Annotated in this window: 14 protein-coding genes; 6 read left to right on the top strand and 8 right to left on the bottom strand. The window is 70.6% G+C overall.

Annotation, left to right across the window (positions count from 1 at the left end; all coding sequences use genetic code 11):
• Nucleotides 1-54 precede the first annotated feature (54 nt).
• Genes ACQEU1_RS00410 through ACQEU1_RS00400 form a run of 3 tightly spaced genes read right to left on the bottom strand, consistent with a single transcriptional unit; the run spans nt 55 to nt 1,621 of the window.
• The gene (locus tag ACQEU1_RS00410; RefSeq protein ID WP_433194937.1) at nt 55-609 is read right to left on the bottom strand and encodes a hemerythrin domain-containing protein; all 555 of its coding nucleotides are present in this window, start codon (nt 607-609) and stop codon (nt 55-57) included.
• 12 nt (nt 610-621) lie between these two features.
• Complete coding sequence (locus ACQEU1_RS00405) at nt 622-1,293, bottom strand: hypothetical protein (protein WP_433194935.1); 672 nt, start codon at nt 1,291-1,293, stop codon at nt 622-624.
• Between the two features lies 1 nt (nt 1,294).
• Nucleotides 1,295-1,621, bottom strand: a complete 327-nt coding sequence (locus ACQEU1_RS00400; RefSeq protein ID WP_433194933.1) for a plasmid stabilization protein — start codon at nt 1,619-1,621, stop codon at nt 1,295-1,297.
• A gap of 70 nt (nt 1,622-1,691) precedes the next feature.
• Between ACQEU1_RS00400 and ACQEU1_RS00395 the strand changes: the two genes are divergently transcribed.
• The 3 genes from ACQEU1_RS00395 (at nt 1,692) to ACQEU1_RS00385 (ending at nt 4,817) form a co-directional block, all read left to right on the top strand.
• Entirely contained in the window at nt 1,692-2,630 is a 939-nt protein-coding gene (locus ACQEU1_RS00395; RefSeq protein WP_433194931.1) for a cytochrome P450, read from the top strand.
• 16 nt (nt 2,631-2,646) lie between these two features.
• Nucleotides 2,647-3,243 carry a flavodoxin family protein gene (locus ACQEU1_RS00390; protein WP_433194929.1) on the top strand — a complete coding sequence of 199 codons (597 nt, stop codon included), beginning with the start codon at nt 2,647-2,649 and terminating at the stop codon, nt 3,241-3,243.
• Between the two features lie 83 nt (nt 3,244-3,326).
• Entirely contained in the window at nt 3,327-4,817 is a 1,491-nt protein-coding gene (locus tag ACQEU1_RS00385; RefSeq protein ID WP_433194927.1) for an MFS transporter, read from the top strand.
• A 9-nt stretch (nt 4,818-4,826) separates the two neighbouring features.
• On the opposite strand, the gene ACQEU1_RS00380 is transcribed toward ACQEU1_RS00385, so the two are convergent.
• Complete coding sequence (locus ACQEU1_RS00380) at nt 4,827-5,438, bottom strand: TetR/AcrR family transcriptional regulator (protein WP_433194925.1); 612 nt, start codon at nt 5,436-5,438, stop codon at nt 4,827-4,829.
• Nucleotides 5,439-5,533: 95 nt separating this feature from the next.
• On the opposite strand from ACQEU1_RS00380, the gene ACQEU1_RS00375 reads away from it, so the two are divergent.
• Both ACQEU1_RS00375 and ACQEU1_RS00370 read left to right on the top strand, forming a co-directional pair.
• Nucleotides 5,534-5,989, top strand: coding sequence for a nuclear transport factor 2 family protein (locus tag ACQEU1_RS00375; RefSeq protein ID WP_433194923.1), 456 nt, complete (start codon nt 5,534-5,536; stop codon nt 5,987-5,989).
• A gap of 57 nt (nt 5,990-6,046) precedes the next feature.
• Nucleotides 6,047-6,502, top strand: coding sequence for a hypothetical protein (locus ACQEU1_RS00370; RefSeq protein WP_433194921.1), 456 nt, complete (start codon nt 6,047-6,049; stop codon nt 6,500-6,502).
• Nucleotides 6,503-6,521: 19 nt separating this feature from the next.
• Here ACQEU1_RS00370 and ACQEU1_RS00365 read toward each other — a convergent pair whose 3' ends face one another.
• Nucleotides 6,522-8,759 (bottom strand): GH92 family glycosyl hydrolase, encoded by a 2,238-nt coding sequence (locus ACQEU1_RS00365; protein WP_433194919.1) that lies wholly within the window; start codon nt 8,757-8,759, stop codon nt 6,522-6,524.
• A gap of 22 nt (nt 8,760-8,781) precedes the next feature.
• The gene (locus ACQEU1_RS00360) at nt 8,782-9,390 is read right to left on the bottom strand and encodes a hypothetical protein (RefSeq protein ID WP_433194917.1); all 609 of its coding nucleotides are present in this window, start codon (nt 9,388-9,390) and stop codon (nt 8,782-8,784) included.
• 117 nt (nt 9,391-9,507) lie between these two features.
• Here ACQEU1_RS00360 and ACQEU1_RS00355 point away from each other — a divergent pair, with 117 nt between their 5' ends.
• A complete protein-coding gene (locus tag ACQEU1_RS00355) occupies nt 9,508-10,965 on the top strand; it encodes a hypothetical protein (protein ID WP_433194915.1) in 1,458 nt (485 codons plus the stop codon).
• Here the strand turns inward: ACQEU1_RS00355 and ACQEU1_RS00350 are convergent.
• Together ACQEU1_RS00350 and fusA are read right to left on the bottom strand one after the other, a co-directional pair.
• Nucleotides 10,955-11,716 (bottom strand): endonuclease/exonuclease/phosphatase family protein, encoded by a 762-nt coding sequence (locus ACQEU1_RS00350; protein ID WP_433194913.1) that lies wholly within the window; start codon nt 11,714-11,716, stop codon nt 10,955-10,957. The genes ACQEU1_RS00355 and ACQEU1_RS00350 overlap by 11 nt on opposite strands.
• A gap of 59 nt (nt 11,717-11,775) precedes the next feature.
• Nucleotides 11,776-13,761 carry an elongation factor G gene (fusA, locus tag ACQEU1_RS00345; protein ID WP_433194911.1) on the bottom strand — a complete coding sequence of 662 codons (1,986 nt, stop codon included), beginning with the start codon at nt 13,759-13,761 and terminating at the stop codon, nt 11,776-11,778.
• Nucleotides 13,762-13,797 lie beyond the last annotated feature (36 nt).

Genomic DNA, 13,797 nt, shown 5'->3' with positions numbered 1-13,797 from the left:
GGCCGGGCGGCCCGCCCGCGTCACCGCGAGCAGGCCGCCCGGCCGAACCCGGCTCTAGTGCGAGGCCGCCTTGTGCAGCTCGCGCTGCAGCTGCGCCTTGCTCATCGAGGACGCGCCCTCCAGCCCGATGTTCTTGGCCTGGACCAGGAGCTCCTCGCGGGTCGCCTGGCCGGGCAGCTCACCGAGGTGGTCGGCACGGCTGCGCGCGAACAGCTCGCCGAGCTCGTACCGGCGCGTCGCGCTGAGCCGCTGCCGCATGCCTGGCAGCACGGTCTTCTCCTCTTCCTCCACGTGGTGGGTGATGGAGTCGACGACGTCCTTCAGCGCCTTCTCGTACGCGGGCGAGTCGTAGTCGGTGTCGAGGAGCTTGGCGAGCAGCTGCTCGGCCTCGGCGTGCTCCTCCTGGCTGTGCTCGACCTCGTCCTCGCCACCCGCGTCCTTCGCCACCGGGTAGACCTCGGACTCCTCCGCGCGGCTGTGCGCCACGAGCAGGCCGCAGAGCACCGGGGTGAGCAGCGGTCGTTTCTCCGGGTGGTTCTTCAGCTCGTCGAACAGGCGCTCGACCTCGCGGTGGTCCTGCATGATGAGGTCGACGACGTCGTACTGCATGGTGGTTCTCCTTCAGTTCGGGTGGGTCCTCGGATAGCGCGTGGCGATGGGCGCGATGCCACGCCGTCCGATGCGGCCGAGTGCGATGCCGAAGCCGCTGAACACGGCCACGGCCACGACCGCGCTGAGCACGATCGACCACGCCAGGCCCGCGTTCAGCAGACCGGCCGCGGCGCCGGCGATCACCCCGGCGACGAGTCCGTTGACGAGGTTCACGAGCCCGGCGACGCCGAGTGCCGTGCCGATCAGCCGCGGCCGGCGGGCCTTGCGCCAGCCGGTCTGGCCGCCGTCGGCCTCGACGCCGAGGGTGTCGTCGTGCAGCTGGCGCACGAAGACGTTCCTGGTGGACGGTTCGAGCTCCGCGTACACGGCCCTGATGCGGTTGATGCCCAGGCCTGCCTGGACGTCCTCGATGGTGAGCTCGACCGTGCGGAAGAGCGTGGCGAGGCCGATCAGGAACAACGCGGTGAAGATGACGAGCATCAACGTCAGCAGCACCCGCAGCGGCACGACCTGGGCGACGAACCCGAGCGCGATCATGGACGCGGAGATCGTCGTCAGCAGATGACCCGCCCGGCCGCTCGCGTCGGTGATGGTCGCCGTGCGGATCATCTGCAACGTGTTGTGCTCCATGGTGAGGATCGAGAGCGCCGCCGTCTTGTCCACTTCGGACTGTTCGGGCACGTCAGCGTCCGAGCGCGGAGGCGAGCTCCTTCTTCGTCATCGTGGAACGGCCTTTTATGTTCTTCTTCTTGGCCTCGTTGTAGAGCTGCGCCTTCGTCAGGCCCTTGGGACGGTCGGTGCCCGACCGCAGCCCGCCGCGCCGTTGCGGCGACATGTCCTGTGTGGACGACTTGCTCGCCGTCTTCGACTCGCCGGCCTGGGCGCGGTTCTTGTTCACCGTGCGCGCGGCGATCTCCTTCGCGCGCTTGGCCGAGCCGCCCCGCTCCTGCACGGACTCCTTGATGTGCTCGTACTGCCGTTCTCGTTTCGCGTTCGATCCCGCTGGCATGACGACCTCCTCGCGAACCGATTACCCCGGACGGAACGGTTCACACCTGGGTGACCGGGTAGCCGGGGGCATGGCGATCTCATCGAGACTCGACACCACTCGCGTGCTCGCGACGGTCGTGCTGCCCACCCTCGCCAAGAGCCGGTTCCGCGGGCCGGGTGCCCTGGCGGTGGCCGAGAAGCTCCAGTCCGACACGCGCGCCATCGACGCGATGCGCAGGCTGCGCGACCGGTACGGGCCAGAACCGGTGCGGCTGCGCGTCACCGGCCGCAGCATCGCCGTGCTGGTCGACCCGACCGACGTGGGCAGGCTCCTCGCCGCCACGCCCGAGCCGTTCGCACCGCTCACCGGCAGCCCGCACGGCGACCAGGTCCCGTTGCCGGAGAACGTCAAGACCGAGGCGATCGTGCGGGACGAGGCCGACCTGCTCACCCGGCACGCCATGAGCACCGGCGAGCTGACCTGGGACGCGTTCGCCCAGACGTGGGGACGCGTCGCCCGCCGGATCTTCTGCGGTGACGACGCGCGCAACGACGACCGCGGCACGCCGTCGGGGTTCGACGCGGCCGGCGTCCTCACGATGCGCGCGCTCGCCATCGGGGCGCGCGGGGTGAACGGCGTCCTGGAGTCCGCGCGGCTGTGGCCCACCACGCCGTTGCTCCTGCGGCGCAGCACGATCGCGACCCGCTGGCACGGCATGGCACTACCGGAGGACACCGAGTTCGTGGTGTACACGCCGTTCTTCCACCGCGACCCCGACCGCCTGCCGTTCGCCGACCGCTACGCCCCCGAGCTGTGGGACGGCCCGCGCGACCCGGCGATCGTGCCGTTCGGCGCGGGAGAGGGCGAATGCCCCGGCCGCGACCTCGCCCTGGCCGCCGCCTCCACGATGCTGGACGCGCTGAGCGAGCACCTGTCGTTCCCCGCGCTCACCGAACCGCTCCCGGGCACGCTCAACCACTACGGCCTGAGCCTGCCCGCCACTCCCACGGGCACCCGAGTGTCCTGACCGGACGGAGAACCCGATGCGTGCCGTCGTGCTGAACTGCACCCTCAAGAAGTCGCCGGAGAAGTCCAACACCGACCTGCTCGCCCAGGTCGTGATCGACGAACTGTCCAAGAAGGACGTCGAGGTCACCACGTTCCGCCTGGCGGACCACGAGATCCCGCCCGGCGTCACGACGGACCTCGGCGGCGGTGACGAGTGGCCGAACATCCACACGCTGCTGCTCGACGCCGAGATCCTGGTCTTCGCCACGCCGACGTGGGTGGGCAGGCCGTCGTCGCTCGCCCAGCGCGCGCTGGAGCGGATGGACGCGATGATCTCCGAGACCGACGACCAGGACCGGCCGGTGGCCTACAACCGGGTCGCGGGCGTGGTGGTGACCGGCAACGAGGACGGCGCGCACCACGTCATCAGCGAGATCTGCGGCGGGCTCGGCGACATCGGCTACACGATCCCCGGCCAGGCCTGGACCTACTGGAACCGCGGTCCCGGCCCCGGCCCGAGCTACACCGACACCGACGAGGGCCACGAGTGGGCGGAGAACACCGGCCGCACCATGGCCGCGAACCTGCACGCCGTGGCCACCGCTCTAGCCGAACGCCCGATTCCTGCCTGAGGAACAGCATTTTCCGAACAATATTGCCGATAACGGACAAAGTACCTTTGTTTCGCCGGTGAACGGCCGGGTATCGCTGCCTCATGGCAGACGGTGTGCGCACGCTCATCCCCGCGAGAATCGACAGGTTGCCCTGGTCGCCGTTCCACACGCGGATGGTCATCGCGCTGGGCGTGGCATGGATCCTCGACGGCCTCGAGATCACGGTCGCCAGCGCGATCGCCGACACGCTGACCAAACCCGAGACGCTCGCGCTGTCGTCCACCGCCGTCGGCCTGCTCGCCACCGTCTACCTGATCGGCGAGGTGGTCGGCGCGCTGTGGTTCGGGCACCTGTCCGACCGGCTCGGCCGCCGCAAGCTGTTCATGATCACGCTCGGCGTCTACCTCGTCGGCTCCGGCCTCACCGCGTTCACGCTCGGCAACGGCGCGGGCTGGCTGGTGTTCCTGTACCTCACCAGGTTCATCGCCGGCATGGGCATCGGCGGCGAGTACGCGGCGATCAACTCGGCGATCGACGAGCTCATCCCCGCGCGCTACCGGGGCCGCGTCGACATCGCCGTCAACGGCACCTACTGGGCGGGCGCGGTGCTCGGCACGCTCGGCTCGTACATCCTGCTGAACCACGTGGAACTGTCGCTCGGCTGGCGGCTCGGGTTCCTCATCGGACCGGTGCTGGGCCTGGTGATCCTGGTGGTGCGCAGGCACCTGCCGGAGAGCCCGCGCTGGCAGATCATGCACGGCCGCGACGACGAGGCCGAGCAGACGATCACCGGCATCGAGCAGGAGGTCGAGAAGGAGTCCGGCTCCGCCCTGCCGCCGGTCGACGAGAAGAAGGCCATCGAGGTCAAGCCCGCCGAGCAGATCGGCTACCTGGCGCTGGCCCGCGTGCTGTTCCGCGAGTACCCGAGCCGCGCGGTGCTCGGCGCGACCCTGATGATCACCCAGTCGTTCCTCTACAACGCGATCTTCTTCACGTACACGTTGGTGCTGGGCAAGTTCTACGGCGTGCCGTCCGAGGTGACGCCGCTGTACCTGGTCGCGTTCGCGGTCGGCAACCTCGTAGGACCGTTCACGATCGGGCACCTCTTCGACACCATCGGCCGCCGCCGCATGCTGTTCCTGACCTACGCGGTCTCCGGCGCCCTGCTCGCCGTCACCGCGGTCCTCTTCTACAGCGGAGTGTTGAACGCGGTCACGCAGACCATCGCGTGGTGCGTGATCTTCTTCTTCGCCTCGGCGGGTGCCAGCGCGGCGTACCTGACGGTGAGCGAGATCTTCCCGCTGGAGGTGCGGGCGAAGGCGATCGGCGTCTTCTTCGCCATCGCCCAGTGCTTCGGCGCGCTCGGCCCGGTGATCTACGGCGCGCTGATCGGCACCGGCGACCAGCCCGTGCGGCTGTTCATCGGGTACCTGGTCGGCGCGGTGATCATGATCGGCGGCGGGCTGGTCGCCCGGTTCCTCGCGGTGGACGCGGAGAACAAGTCGCTGGAGGACATCGCGATGCCGCTGTCGGCGACCGCGCGCCGCAGCCACACGCGCGCCGAGGGCGCCGGGTCGCCGTTCAAGACCTGAGCCCCCGCGTCATCGTGGCCCCTGGACGAGTGCCGTGAAGGTGTCGGCCAGCCGGTGGGCCACCGCGCCCAGCTCCTCGCGGGTGGCGAGCCCGGTGAGCGACTGGAGCGCGCGGTCCTGCACGAGCAGCACGAGACCGTGGGCGGCCGCCCACGCCAGCAGTGAGACCTCCGCCGGATCGGCCGCGGCGCCTCCCGCCGTCGCGGACGCCGCGTCACCCAGGACCGCGAAGGAGTCGCGGTGGGCCTGGACGAGCTCTGGAGCGTCACGATCGAGCTCGGCCGACCGGAACATGAGGTCGAAGAGCTCGGGGTTGCCGAGGCCGAAGTCCAGGTAGGCGTGGCCGAGCGCGGTGAACCGCGCCGCCGGGTCGGCGACGTCCGCCACGGCGGCGGCGAGCGCGTCTCCCAGCTGGGCGAAGCCCTCGACCGCCAGCGCCGTCAGCAGACCGGCGCGGTTGCCGAAGTGCCACTTCGGGGTGGCCCTGGACACGCCCGCCCGCCCGGCGATCGCGCGCAGACTCAGGCCCCCCACCCCGTTCTCCAGCAGCTCGGCGCGAGCGGAGGCCAGCAGGGCCGCGCGGACGTCGGCTGGGTACGCGGAGTCGGACGACGGGCTCATGCCACCAGTCTCGCAGAGGAGTTTGACACCGTCAAAGCAGAGGTGCACAGTGGAGGCGACCGAGACTTTGACACTGTCAAACACGAGGAGCTGCTGTGTACCGCTGGTTCGTTCGACGCAACGTCCGCGCCGCGTTCTCCGCGCTGTCCCGCGGCGAGATGTCCCTGATCGACAACATGGCCCCCGACGTGCACCACACGTTCCCCGGCCGTGGCGCACTCGGCGGAGAACGGTCCACCCGCGAGGACGTCACCGCGTGGCTGGCCAGGCTCTACCGCGTCCTGCCCGGCCTGGAGTTCCGCGTCCGCGCCGTCGCCGTGGACGGCTGGCCCTGGCACACCACCGTCGGCGTCGAGTGGACCAACGAGGCCACGCTGCTCGACGGCAGCCGCTACACCAACACCGGCTCGCACGTCCTGACCCTGCGCAACGGAAGGATCACCGCCTTCCACGCCTACCTCGGCGACGTCCAGTCGATCGACGAAGCCCTGGCACACCAGGCCGCCGGCGGACTGACCGAGGCGACAGCGCCCGCCATCGTCTCGGCCTGACACCGGATCGCCTTCGCGCCGTGCCCGTTCCCAGGCGCCGCACCCTAAAGTGGCGCGGTGACCACCACTCCCACCGAAGTCACCCTGACGAGCCGTGGCTCGGCCATCGCCCAGCGCGTCCTCGCGGGGGTGTCACTGGTAGGCGTCGTCGCGGGCATGGTGCTGGCCGGCTTCTCCGACGGCCCCTGGTGGGCGATCCTGCTGTGGGAGCTCGCACTGCTGGTGACCGCGTTCATCATGCTGGCGATCTGGTCGTCGGCGGGTGACTCCGCCAGGGAGACCACCGCCCTGGAGGCGGCGGGGACGCGGGTGCTCAGCGAGGTCACGGACAAGTCCCTCTACGACGACAGCGACGAGAAGTACTACGACCTGACGCTCTGGCTCCCCCTGCCGGACGGCGGTTTCGAGGTGGGACACCGGTGCGGCCGGCCGGAGTGCGCGGAGCTGCGGCCCGGTGCGCGGCTGCCGGTGCTCGTCGATCCCCGCACCCGCGCGTGGGCCGTCCTGCACTGACCCACGCGCGTTCCCCGGCTCAGCCTGCGAGGCGGGAGACCAGCACTCCCCCGCGTTGCACGAACGACTCCGGCAGCCACGGCTGGTCGACCTCACGGCCGTTCCACCGCGTCTCCTCCAGGTAGATCCCCGGCGTGCCGGTGGCGATGACCGTGATGTTCCTGCCGGGAATCCGCGCCTTCGGGAACATCGGGCTGGAGAGGTGCAGCTCGGCACTGCTCGGCGTGCGCGGGTAGAGGCCCAGCGCGGCGAAGACGTACCAGGCGGACATCGTGCCGAGGTCGTCGTTGCCGGGCAGGCCGGACGGGCCGGTCCTGTAGACCAGCCGTGCCATCGCCCGCACGGTCTCCTGCGTCTTGCGCGGCTGGCCGAACTCGTTGTACAGCCACGGCGTGTGGATGCCAGGCTCGTTGGTCGGGTCGTACCGCAGGGCGTCGCCGCCGGTGGCCCACGAGCCGTCGGCGCGCTTGAAGAACCCGTCGAGCCTCGTCACGGCGGTGTCGTTGCCGCCCATCACCGACGCCAGGCCGGCGGCGTCGTGCGGGACCATCCACGTGTAGGTGGCGCTGCTGCCCTGCGCGAAGCCCTGGTCGGAGGCAGGGTTGAACGGCGTCACCCAGGTGCCGTCGGCGCGACGGGCCTGCTGGTAGCCCGTGGCCGGGTTGAACGTGTTGCGCCACCAGCCCGCGCGCTGCTCCATGTCGGCGTTCGGGCGGCCGAGCCGGCGACCCAGGTCGGCGAGCGCCTGGTCGGCTACGGCGTCTTCCAGGGTCTCGGCCGCGCCGCCCCAGCAGTGGCAGGTGTCCTGCGGGGCGTAGCCGAGGCGCACGTATTCGGCGAGGTTCGGGCGCTGGCCCTCGCACTGGCCGGGGCAGCCCTTGTCGGACAGGCCGTCCGGGTGCGGGACGGTGGCCTGGCGCAGCAGCGAGTCGTAGGCCGCGCGCACGTCGAAGTTCCGCGCTCCCATGGCGTACATGCCCGCGATGGCCGGGGCGGACGGGTCGCCGGTCATGACGTGCGTCGGGCCGGTGATGTGCACCCAGCGGTCCCAGACGTCGCCGTTCTGACGCGAGATCTCCAGCAACGACTGGGCGAACGCGCTCGCGACGTCCGGTGCCAGCAACGCCAGCAGCTGGGTGTGGGCGCGGTACTGGTCCCAGCCGGAGAAGTTGCCGTACCGGGTCGCACGGCCGACGTCGGTGATCACGTTGGGCTGCAGGAAGCTGTGGTAGAGCGCGGTGTAGAAGACCGTGCGCTCGTCCGCGCTGCCGCCGTCGATCTCGACCGCCCGCAACCGCTTGGCCCACTCCTCGCGCGCCTCACGTGCGACGTCGTCTACCGTCGCGCGCTTCGGGATCTCCGCCGCGAGGTTGCGCTTGGCCGCGTCCAGGCTGGTGTAGGAGATGCCGACGCGCATCCGCACGGAACTGTCCGCAAAGGACACGTAGCCGCCGGAACCCTTGCCCGCGCGGGCGCTTCCGGTCAGGTAGCCCTCGCCGCCGGACGCCGACGTGGTCCCCGGCCTGAGCTCGCTGTCGACCCAGGTGCCGTAGGCGCTGATCGGGCGGTCGAACGACGCCGTGAAGTGCAGGCGGTAGTAGGTCTTCTGGTTGTTCGTGCCGCCGTTGGCCCTGCGTCCGCAGAACGCGCCGGTCAGCACCGAACCCGAGACGCTGTTCGTGGCCGGGTCGATCGTGATGTCCGCGTCCTCGCTGCCGTTCAACGAGTTCGACGTGCGGAACAGCAGCGAGCCGTTGACCGGGAAGGTGAACTCGCCGATGCCCGCGCGGGTCGTCACGGAGAGATCGGCCGTGGCACCGGACTTGAGGCCCACCCGGTACCGGCCGGCCTCGGCCTTCTCGTCGGCGTGGGAGAAGTCGCTCGCGAAGATCTGGTCCTTGGTGTCCGCGGTCGGCGACGAGGTGATCTCCCCGACGTGCGGCATGATCGGCACGTCGCCCGCCGCACCGGGGTGGCAGCCGGCGCCGTTGACGTGCGTGAGGCTGAACCCGCGCACGCGCGTCGCGTCGTAGGCGTAGCCGTTGGCGGCGCCGGTGTTCGTCTGGTCCCCGCGGGTCGAGGTGGGACTCCACGAGATCATCCCGAACGGCCGCACGGCGCCGGGGTAGGTGTTGCCGCCGCCCGCCGAGCCGATCAGCGGGTCGACGTACCGGGTGTCGTCTCTCACCGCCGCGCTCGCGGGGGTCGCCAGTGCGGCGGTGAGGACAGTGACCAGGAAGACCGGGAGCGCTCTCACGTCCCGGGACAGTAACCGGAAATCAGTAAACGCAGGGTGGCCGGTAGCCGTCGATCTTCAGGCCCTGGAACTCCAGGTCGTTCTTCGTGTTGCCGACGAACACCAGGCCACGGGCGTCGTCGAGGGCCTCGGCGAACGGGTAGGACGGCTTGCCGAGCGCCGGCAGATATGTCCAGTCCTTTGTCTTGAAGCTGAAGAACCGCTTCACCAGCTTGCCGCCGGTGGACGGAATCCTGGTGACCCATTTGTCGCCACCGCTCCAGAACTCCGCCGGCCGCAGCTGGACGTAGAGGTCGTTCGTGGCGCGGTAGGTCATCCAGAAACCGTGCGATGTGGACAGATCGGCCTGGGCCTCGAACTTGTTGCCCAGCCAGACGACCATGACCGCCCAGTCGTCGGCCAGGAACTTGATCTTCGCCGTGTGGTCGTGCCGCCCCTTGGGCACGAGGATGCTGCCGGTCGCGGGTTCGGTGGCGCCCTCACCGCTGGCGATCCACTGCTGCAACCGGTCGATGGACGGGGTTCTGCACTCGTTGCCGTGCGAGGCGCTCGCGACGGCTGTCGAGCCGAGGGTGAACAACAGCGCGTACGCGATCACCGCGACGCGGCCGAACGTCGATTTCAGGCGCATCTCGCGGACCGTAGCGGAAATTGGTATAAACCATTTCCGTTGACGGTTGACAGGGTCTCGTTTGGTTACCCGGTCAGCGGATTGTGAGCACCCCTCACGGCGGCCACAGTGTGCCGCGTGCGCCCCGCCAGATGCGTTGCATTCATAGGTGTCGTAACGGTTTTCGCCCTCCAACTGACCACGCCCGCCGTCGCCGCGACGGACTGCGGCCCCGCGATCGACGAGAAGACCTTCGCCTCGGCCGCCCAGCTGCGCGCGCTGAACGCCACCGTCGCCGGGTTCGGCGTCCGCGCCACCGGCAGCCCGAACCACAACCGCCTCATCTCGTGGCTCGAACGCCGCGCCGACCGGCTGCCCGGCGTGTCCGTGCGGTCCGAGCCGTTCGCGATCACCCGCTGGCAGCCCGGCCCCGGCTTCCTGCTGTCCGGCGGCGCCGTGCCGGTCGCGGGCGCCATCCCCTACTCCGAACCCGGCCTCCGCGCGGGCGAGCTCGTTTCCCTTCCCGCCGGCACCCCGATCACGCCCGGGAACGCCCGCGGCAAGGTCGTGCTGCGCGCGTTCCCCGCCCTCGACCGCGGCTACCTCGCCGAACCGTTGCTGGACAGGGACATGGTCGACGCGGGCACGGCCGGCGCCGCCGGGGTGGTGATCGCGTTCCCGTTCCCGCACGAGCAGGTGAAGGGCTACTGGGACCCGCACCTCGGCACCCACTACCGCGTGCCGGGCGTGTTCGTCGGGTCGGACGCGGCGGCGCGGCTGGTGCCGGGCACGCGCACGACGATCGGTGTGCTGGCGGCGCGCGTTCCTGCCGTCACGCGGTCGCTGGTCGCCACGCTGCCGGGTGTCAGCGGCGAACGGATCGTGCTCGACACCAACACCGACGGCGTGGGGTGGGTGCAGGAGAACGGGACCGTCGCGTTGCTGGCGCTGGCCGAGCACTTCGCGCGCCTCCCGCTGCGGTGCCGTCCGCGCACGATCGAGTTCGTCTTCGCGACCGGGCACCTGCACCGGCCGGCCGAGGGCAGCGAGTTCAAGGCCCGCGCGCTGGACCGCGACTACGACTCGGGGTCGGTGGCGTTCGCGTTCGTGCTGGAGCACCTCGGGACGCGGGAGTTCCTGCCAGTCGACGGATCGCTGCAGGCGACCGGGCTGGCCGAGTTCTCCGGGTGGTTCGCGGGCAGTCCGGTGCTCGCCGGAAGCGCTTTCACCGCGTTGGCCGGACGGGCGGTGGATCGCACGTTCGTCCTGCCGGGCAGCGACCTGCCGGTACCCGGCCGGGTGCCGCCGCAGTGCTCGTTCGGCGGGATCGGCACGCACTTCCACTCGCACCTGGTCCCGACGATGGCGATGATCTCCGGGCCGTGGACCCTCTGGGCACCGGCGTTCGGGGCGTCGGCCGTCGACCACGAGCGGATGCGGCGCCAGGTGCTCGCGGCGGGTGACGCGATCACGGCCCTGGCGCCGGTGCCGCGGGACGAGATCGCCGGGCCGTACCTGGCGCAACGGCAGGCGCGGGCGGCCGGTGCGCCGACGTGCTCGCACGACCTGCCACCCGAGTGGGCGCCTAGAAGGTGATCGACGCCTGGACGGCGAGGTGGTCGGACGGGTGCTGGCCATCTCGCCGGTAGGTGTTGATCGCGACCTCCCCGACGGTGACGCCGCGGGTGAGGATCCAGTCGATGCGCGGGCCGTCCGGGACCAGCGGGCCGTAGCCGTGGAACGTCCCGTACGCCGGGGTGGTCTGCCGTCCCGCGAGCCAGCTGTCGGCGAGGACGCTCGTCAGGGTCGCGTAGGCCGGTGAGCCGGGGACGTCGTTGAAGTCGCCGGTGAGGACGACCGGCAACGTCTGGGCCTCCAGGCGGTCGCGGACGAACTCGGCGCCGCGCAGGCGGGCGTTCGGCGACTCGTGGTCGAAGTGCGTGTTGACGGCCACGAACTGCCTGCCGGACAGGCGATCGGCGAACCTGACCCAGGTGACCGTCCGGACCACGTTGTTGCCCCACGACCTGGAGCCGATCACGTTCGGCGTGTCGGAGAGCCAGTGGTGGTCGAACTCCAGCGGTTCGAGGCGGAGGGTGTCGAAGAAGATCGCCATGAACTCGTCGTGGCTGCCGCCCGCCCGGCCCTGGCCGATCCAGTCGTAGTGGTCCGGGAGGTCGTGCGCGATGTCGTTGAGCTGGCCGTAGAGGCCCTCCTGGGTGCCCAGGACGTGCGGGAGCTCGTTCATCAGGAGCTGGGCCATCACCGGGCGCCTGGCCGGCCACGAGTTCGGCTCGGCGGCGGAGGCGAACTTGAGGTTGAACGACATCACGCGCAACGGGTCCATCTCGCCGATCATGACACAGGCCCGGCCCTGTCGTGGGCCGACAGGGCCGGGCCTGCGATCTACGCGGGCGCGTAGCCGGTCGGCGTGCTGGTGAAGCTGCCGCGGCCCTGCGTCCGGCTGCGCAACCTCGTCACGTACCCGAACATCTCGGCCATCGGCACGCTCGCCGTCACCACCGTCGCGCCGGACCTGGCCACCGAGCCGAGGATCCGGCCACGGCGCGTCGCCAGGTCACCGAGCACCCCGCCGAGGTAGGAGTCCGGCACGGTCACCGTGACCTCGGCGATCGGTTCGAGCAGCTGCATGACGCCGGCTTTCAACGCCTCGCGCAGCCCGAGCCGCCCTGCCGTGCGGAACGCCATCTCCGAGGAGTCCTTGACGTGCGTGGACCCGTCGGTGAGCGTCACCCGCAGCCCGGCCACCTGGTGGCCGAGCGGGCCCTCGGCGAGCGCGTCCCGGCAGCCCTGTTCGACCGCGCGGACGAACTCCTGCGGCACCCGGCCGCCGGTGACGGCCGAGCGGAACTCGAACCCGTCCTCCAGCGGTTCGGTGTCGATCACGATGTGGGCGAACTGGCCCTGCCCTCCGTCCTGCTTCACGTGCCGGTACACGAATCCGCGCACGCCTTCGCTGACCGTCTCCCGGTACGAGACGCGCGGACGGCCCATCGTGATCTCCACGCGGTGCAGCGTTCGTGCCTTCTGCACCGCCACCTCCAGCTGCAGCTCGCCCTGGCCGGACAGCACGGTCTGGCCGGTCTCGGGGTCCGTCCCGAACCGCAGGGACGGGTCCTCGTCGACGAGGTGCGCGAGCGCCTCGACGAGCCTGGCGTTGCCGGCGCTGGTGCGCGCCTCCACCGCCACCGAGACGACCGGTTCGGCCGACACCGGGGGTTCGAGCAGCAACGGCGCGTCCGGAGCGCACAGCGTCGCGCCGATGCGGGCCGACTTCAGCCCGACCAGCGCCACGATGTCGCCCGCGACGGCCTCGTCGACCGGCGTGTGCCGGTCGGCCTGGACGCGCAGGATCCGCCCGACGCGTTCGGCGCGGCCCGCCACCAACACCGAGTCTCCCTTGTGGAGGGTGCCGGAGTAGACGCGGACGTACGCGAGACGTCCGGTGGCGGTGGCGTTCACCTTGAACACCAACGCCGCGAACTCCTCGTCCGGGTCGGGACGGCGTTCCTGGCCGTCGACGCCGCGCACCGGCGGAACGTCCACAGGGGACGGCAGGTACGCGATCACCGCGTCCAGCAACGGTTCCACACCCCGGTTGCGGTACGCGCTGCCGCACAGCACGACGGTTCCGGTGCCCTGCGCGGTGATCTCGCGCAGCGCCGTTTGGAGCGTCTCGTCACTCAGGCCTCCTGCGAAGAACTCCTCCAGTGCGTCAGGATGCAGTTCGGCGACCGCCTCCTCCAGGAGCCGGCGGCGTCGTCGTGCCTCTGCCAGCAGTGTTTCCGGCACGGGTGTGTCCTCGAGCGCGTCGTCCCAGACCAGCGCCCGCATGCGGACCAGGTCGACGACGCCGCGGAAGCCGTCCTCCGCGCCGATCGGCAGTTGCACGACGAGCGGCACGGTGTGCAGGCGCGTGCGGATCGACTCCACGACGGCGTCGAGGTCCGCGCCCGCACGGTCGAGCTTGTTGACGAACGCGATCCGCGGCACGCCGTGCCGGTCGGCCTGGCGCCACACCGACTCGCTCTGCGGCTCCACGCCGGCGACACCGTCGAACACCGCGACCGCGCCGTCGAGCACGCGCAGAGATCGTTCGACCTCGTCGGCGAAGTCGACGTGGCCGGGCGTGTCGATGAGGTTGATGCGGTGGCCGTCCCACGTGCAGGTCACGGCGGCGGCGAAGATCGTGATGCCGCGGTCGCGCTCCTGCGGGTCGAAGTCGGTGACGGTGGTGCCGTCGTGGACCTCGCCGCGCTTGTAGGTGCTGCCGGTGGCGAACAGGAAGCGTTCGGTGAGGGTGGTCTTGCCCGCGTCGACGTGGGCGAGGATGCCGAGGTTGCGGACGGCGTTCAACGTGATGGTGCGCATGGCTCTGCCTTTGGTTTCAAGGACTTACGGGGGTCA

It is taken from the genome of Lentzea sp. CA-135723, from assembly GCF_050936595.1.
Classification (GTDB): Bacteria; Actinomycetota; Actinomycetes; order Mycobacteriales; family Pseudonocardiaceae; genus Lentzea.
This window is presented reverse-complemented; position numbering and strand designations above follow the sequence as displayed.

Bases quoted from the DNA above. Each gene is read 5' to 3' on its own strand.
- ACQEU1_RS00410 (WP_433194937.1), bottom strand. From the start codon at position 609: ATGCAGTACGACGTCGTCGACCTCATCATGCAGGACCACCGCGAGGTC.
- ACQEU1_RS00400 (WP_433194933.1), bottom strand. From the start codon at position 1,621: ATGCCAGCGGGATCGAACGCGAAACGAGAACGGCAGTACGAGCACATC.
- ACQEU1_RS00395 (WP_433194931.1), top strand. From the start codon at position 1,692: ATGGCGATCTCATCGAGACTCGACACCACTCGCGTGCTCGCGACGGTC.
- ACQEU1_RS00390 (WP_433194929.1), top strand. From the start codon at position 2,647: ATGCGTGCCGTCGTGCTGAACTGCACCCTCAAGAAGTCGCCGGAGAAG.
- ACQEU1_RS00385 (WP_433194927.1), top strand. From the start codon at position 3,327: ATGGCAGACGGTGTGCGCACGCTCATCCCCGCGAGAATCGACAGGTTG.
- ACQEU1_RS00380 (WP_433194925.1), bottom strand. From the start codon at position 5,438: ATGAGCCCGTCGTCCGACTCCGCGTACCCAGCCGACGTCCGCGCGGCC.
- ACQEU1_RS00360 (WP_433194917.1), bottom strand. From the start codon at position 9,390: ATGCGCCTGAAATCGACGTTCGGCCGCGTCGCGGTGATCGCGTACGCG.
- ACQEU1_RS00350 (WP_433194913.1), bottom strand. From the start codon at position 11,716: ATGGACCCGTTGCGCGTGATGTCGTTCAACCTCAAGTTCGCCTCCGCC.
- fusA (WP_433194911.1), bottom strand. From the start codon at position 13,761: ATGCGCACCATCACGTTGAACGCCGTCCGCAACCTCGGCATCCTCGCC.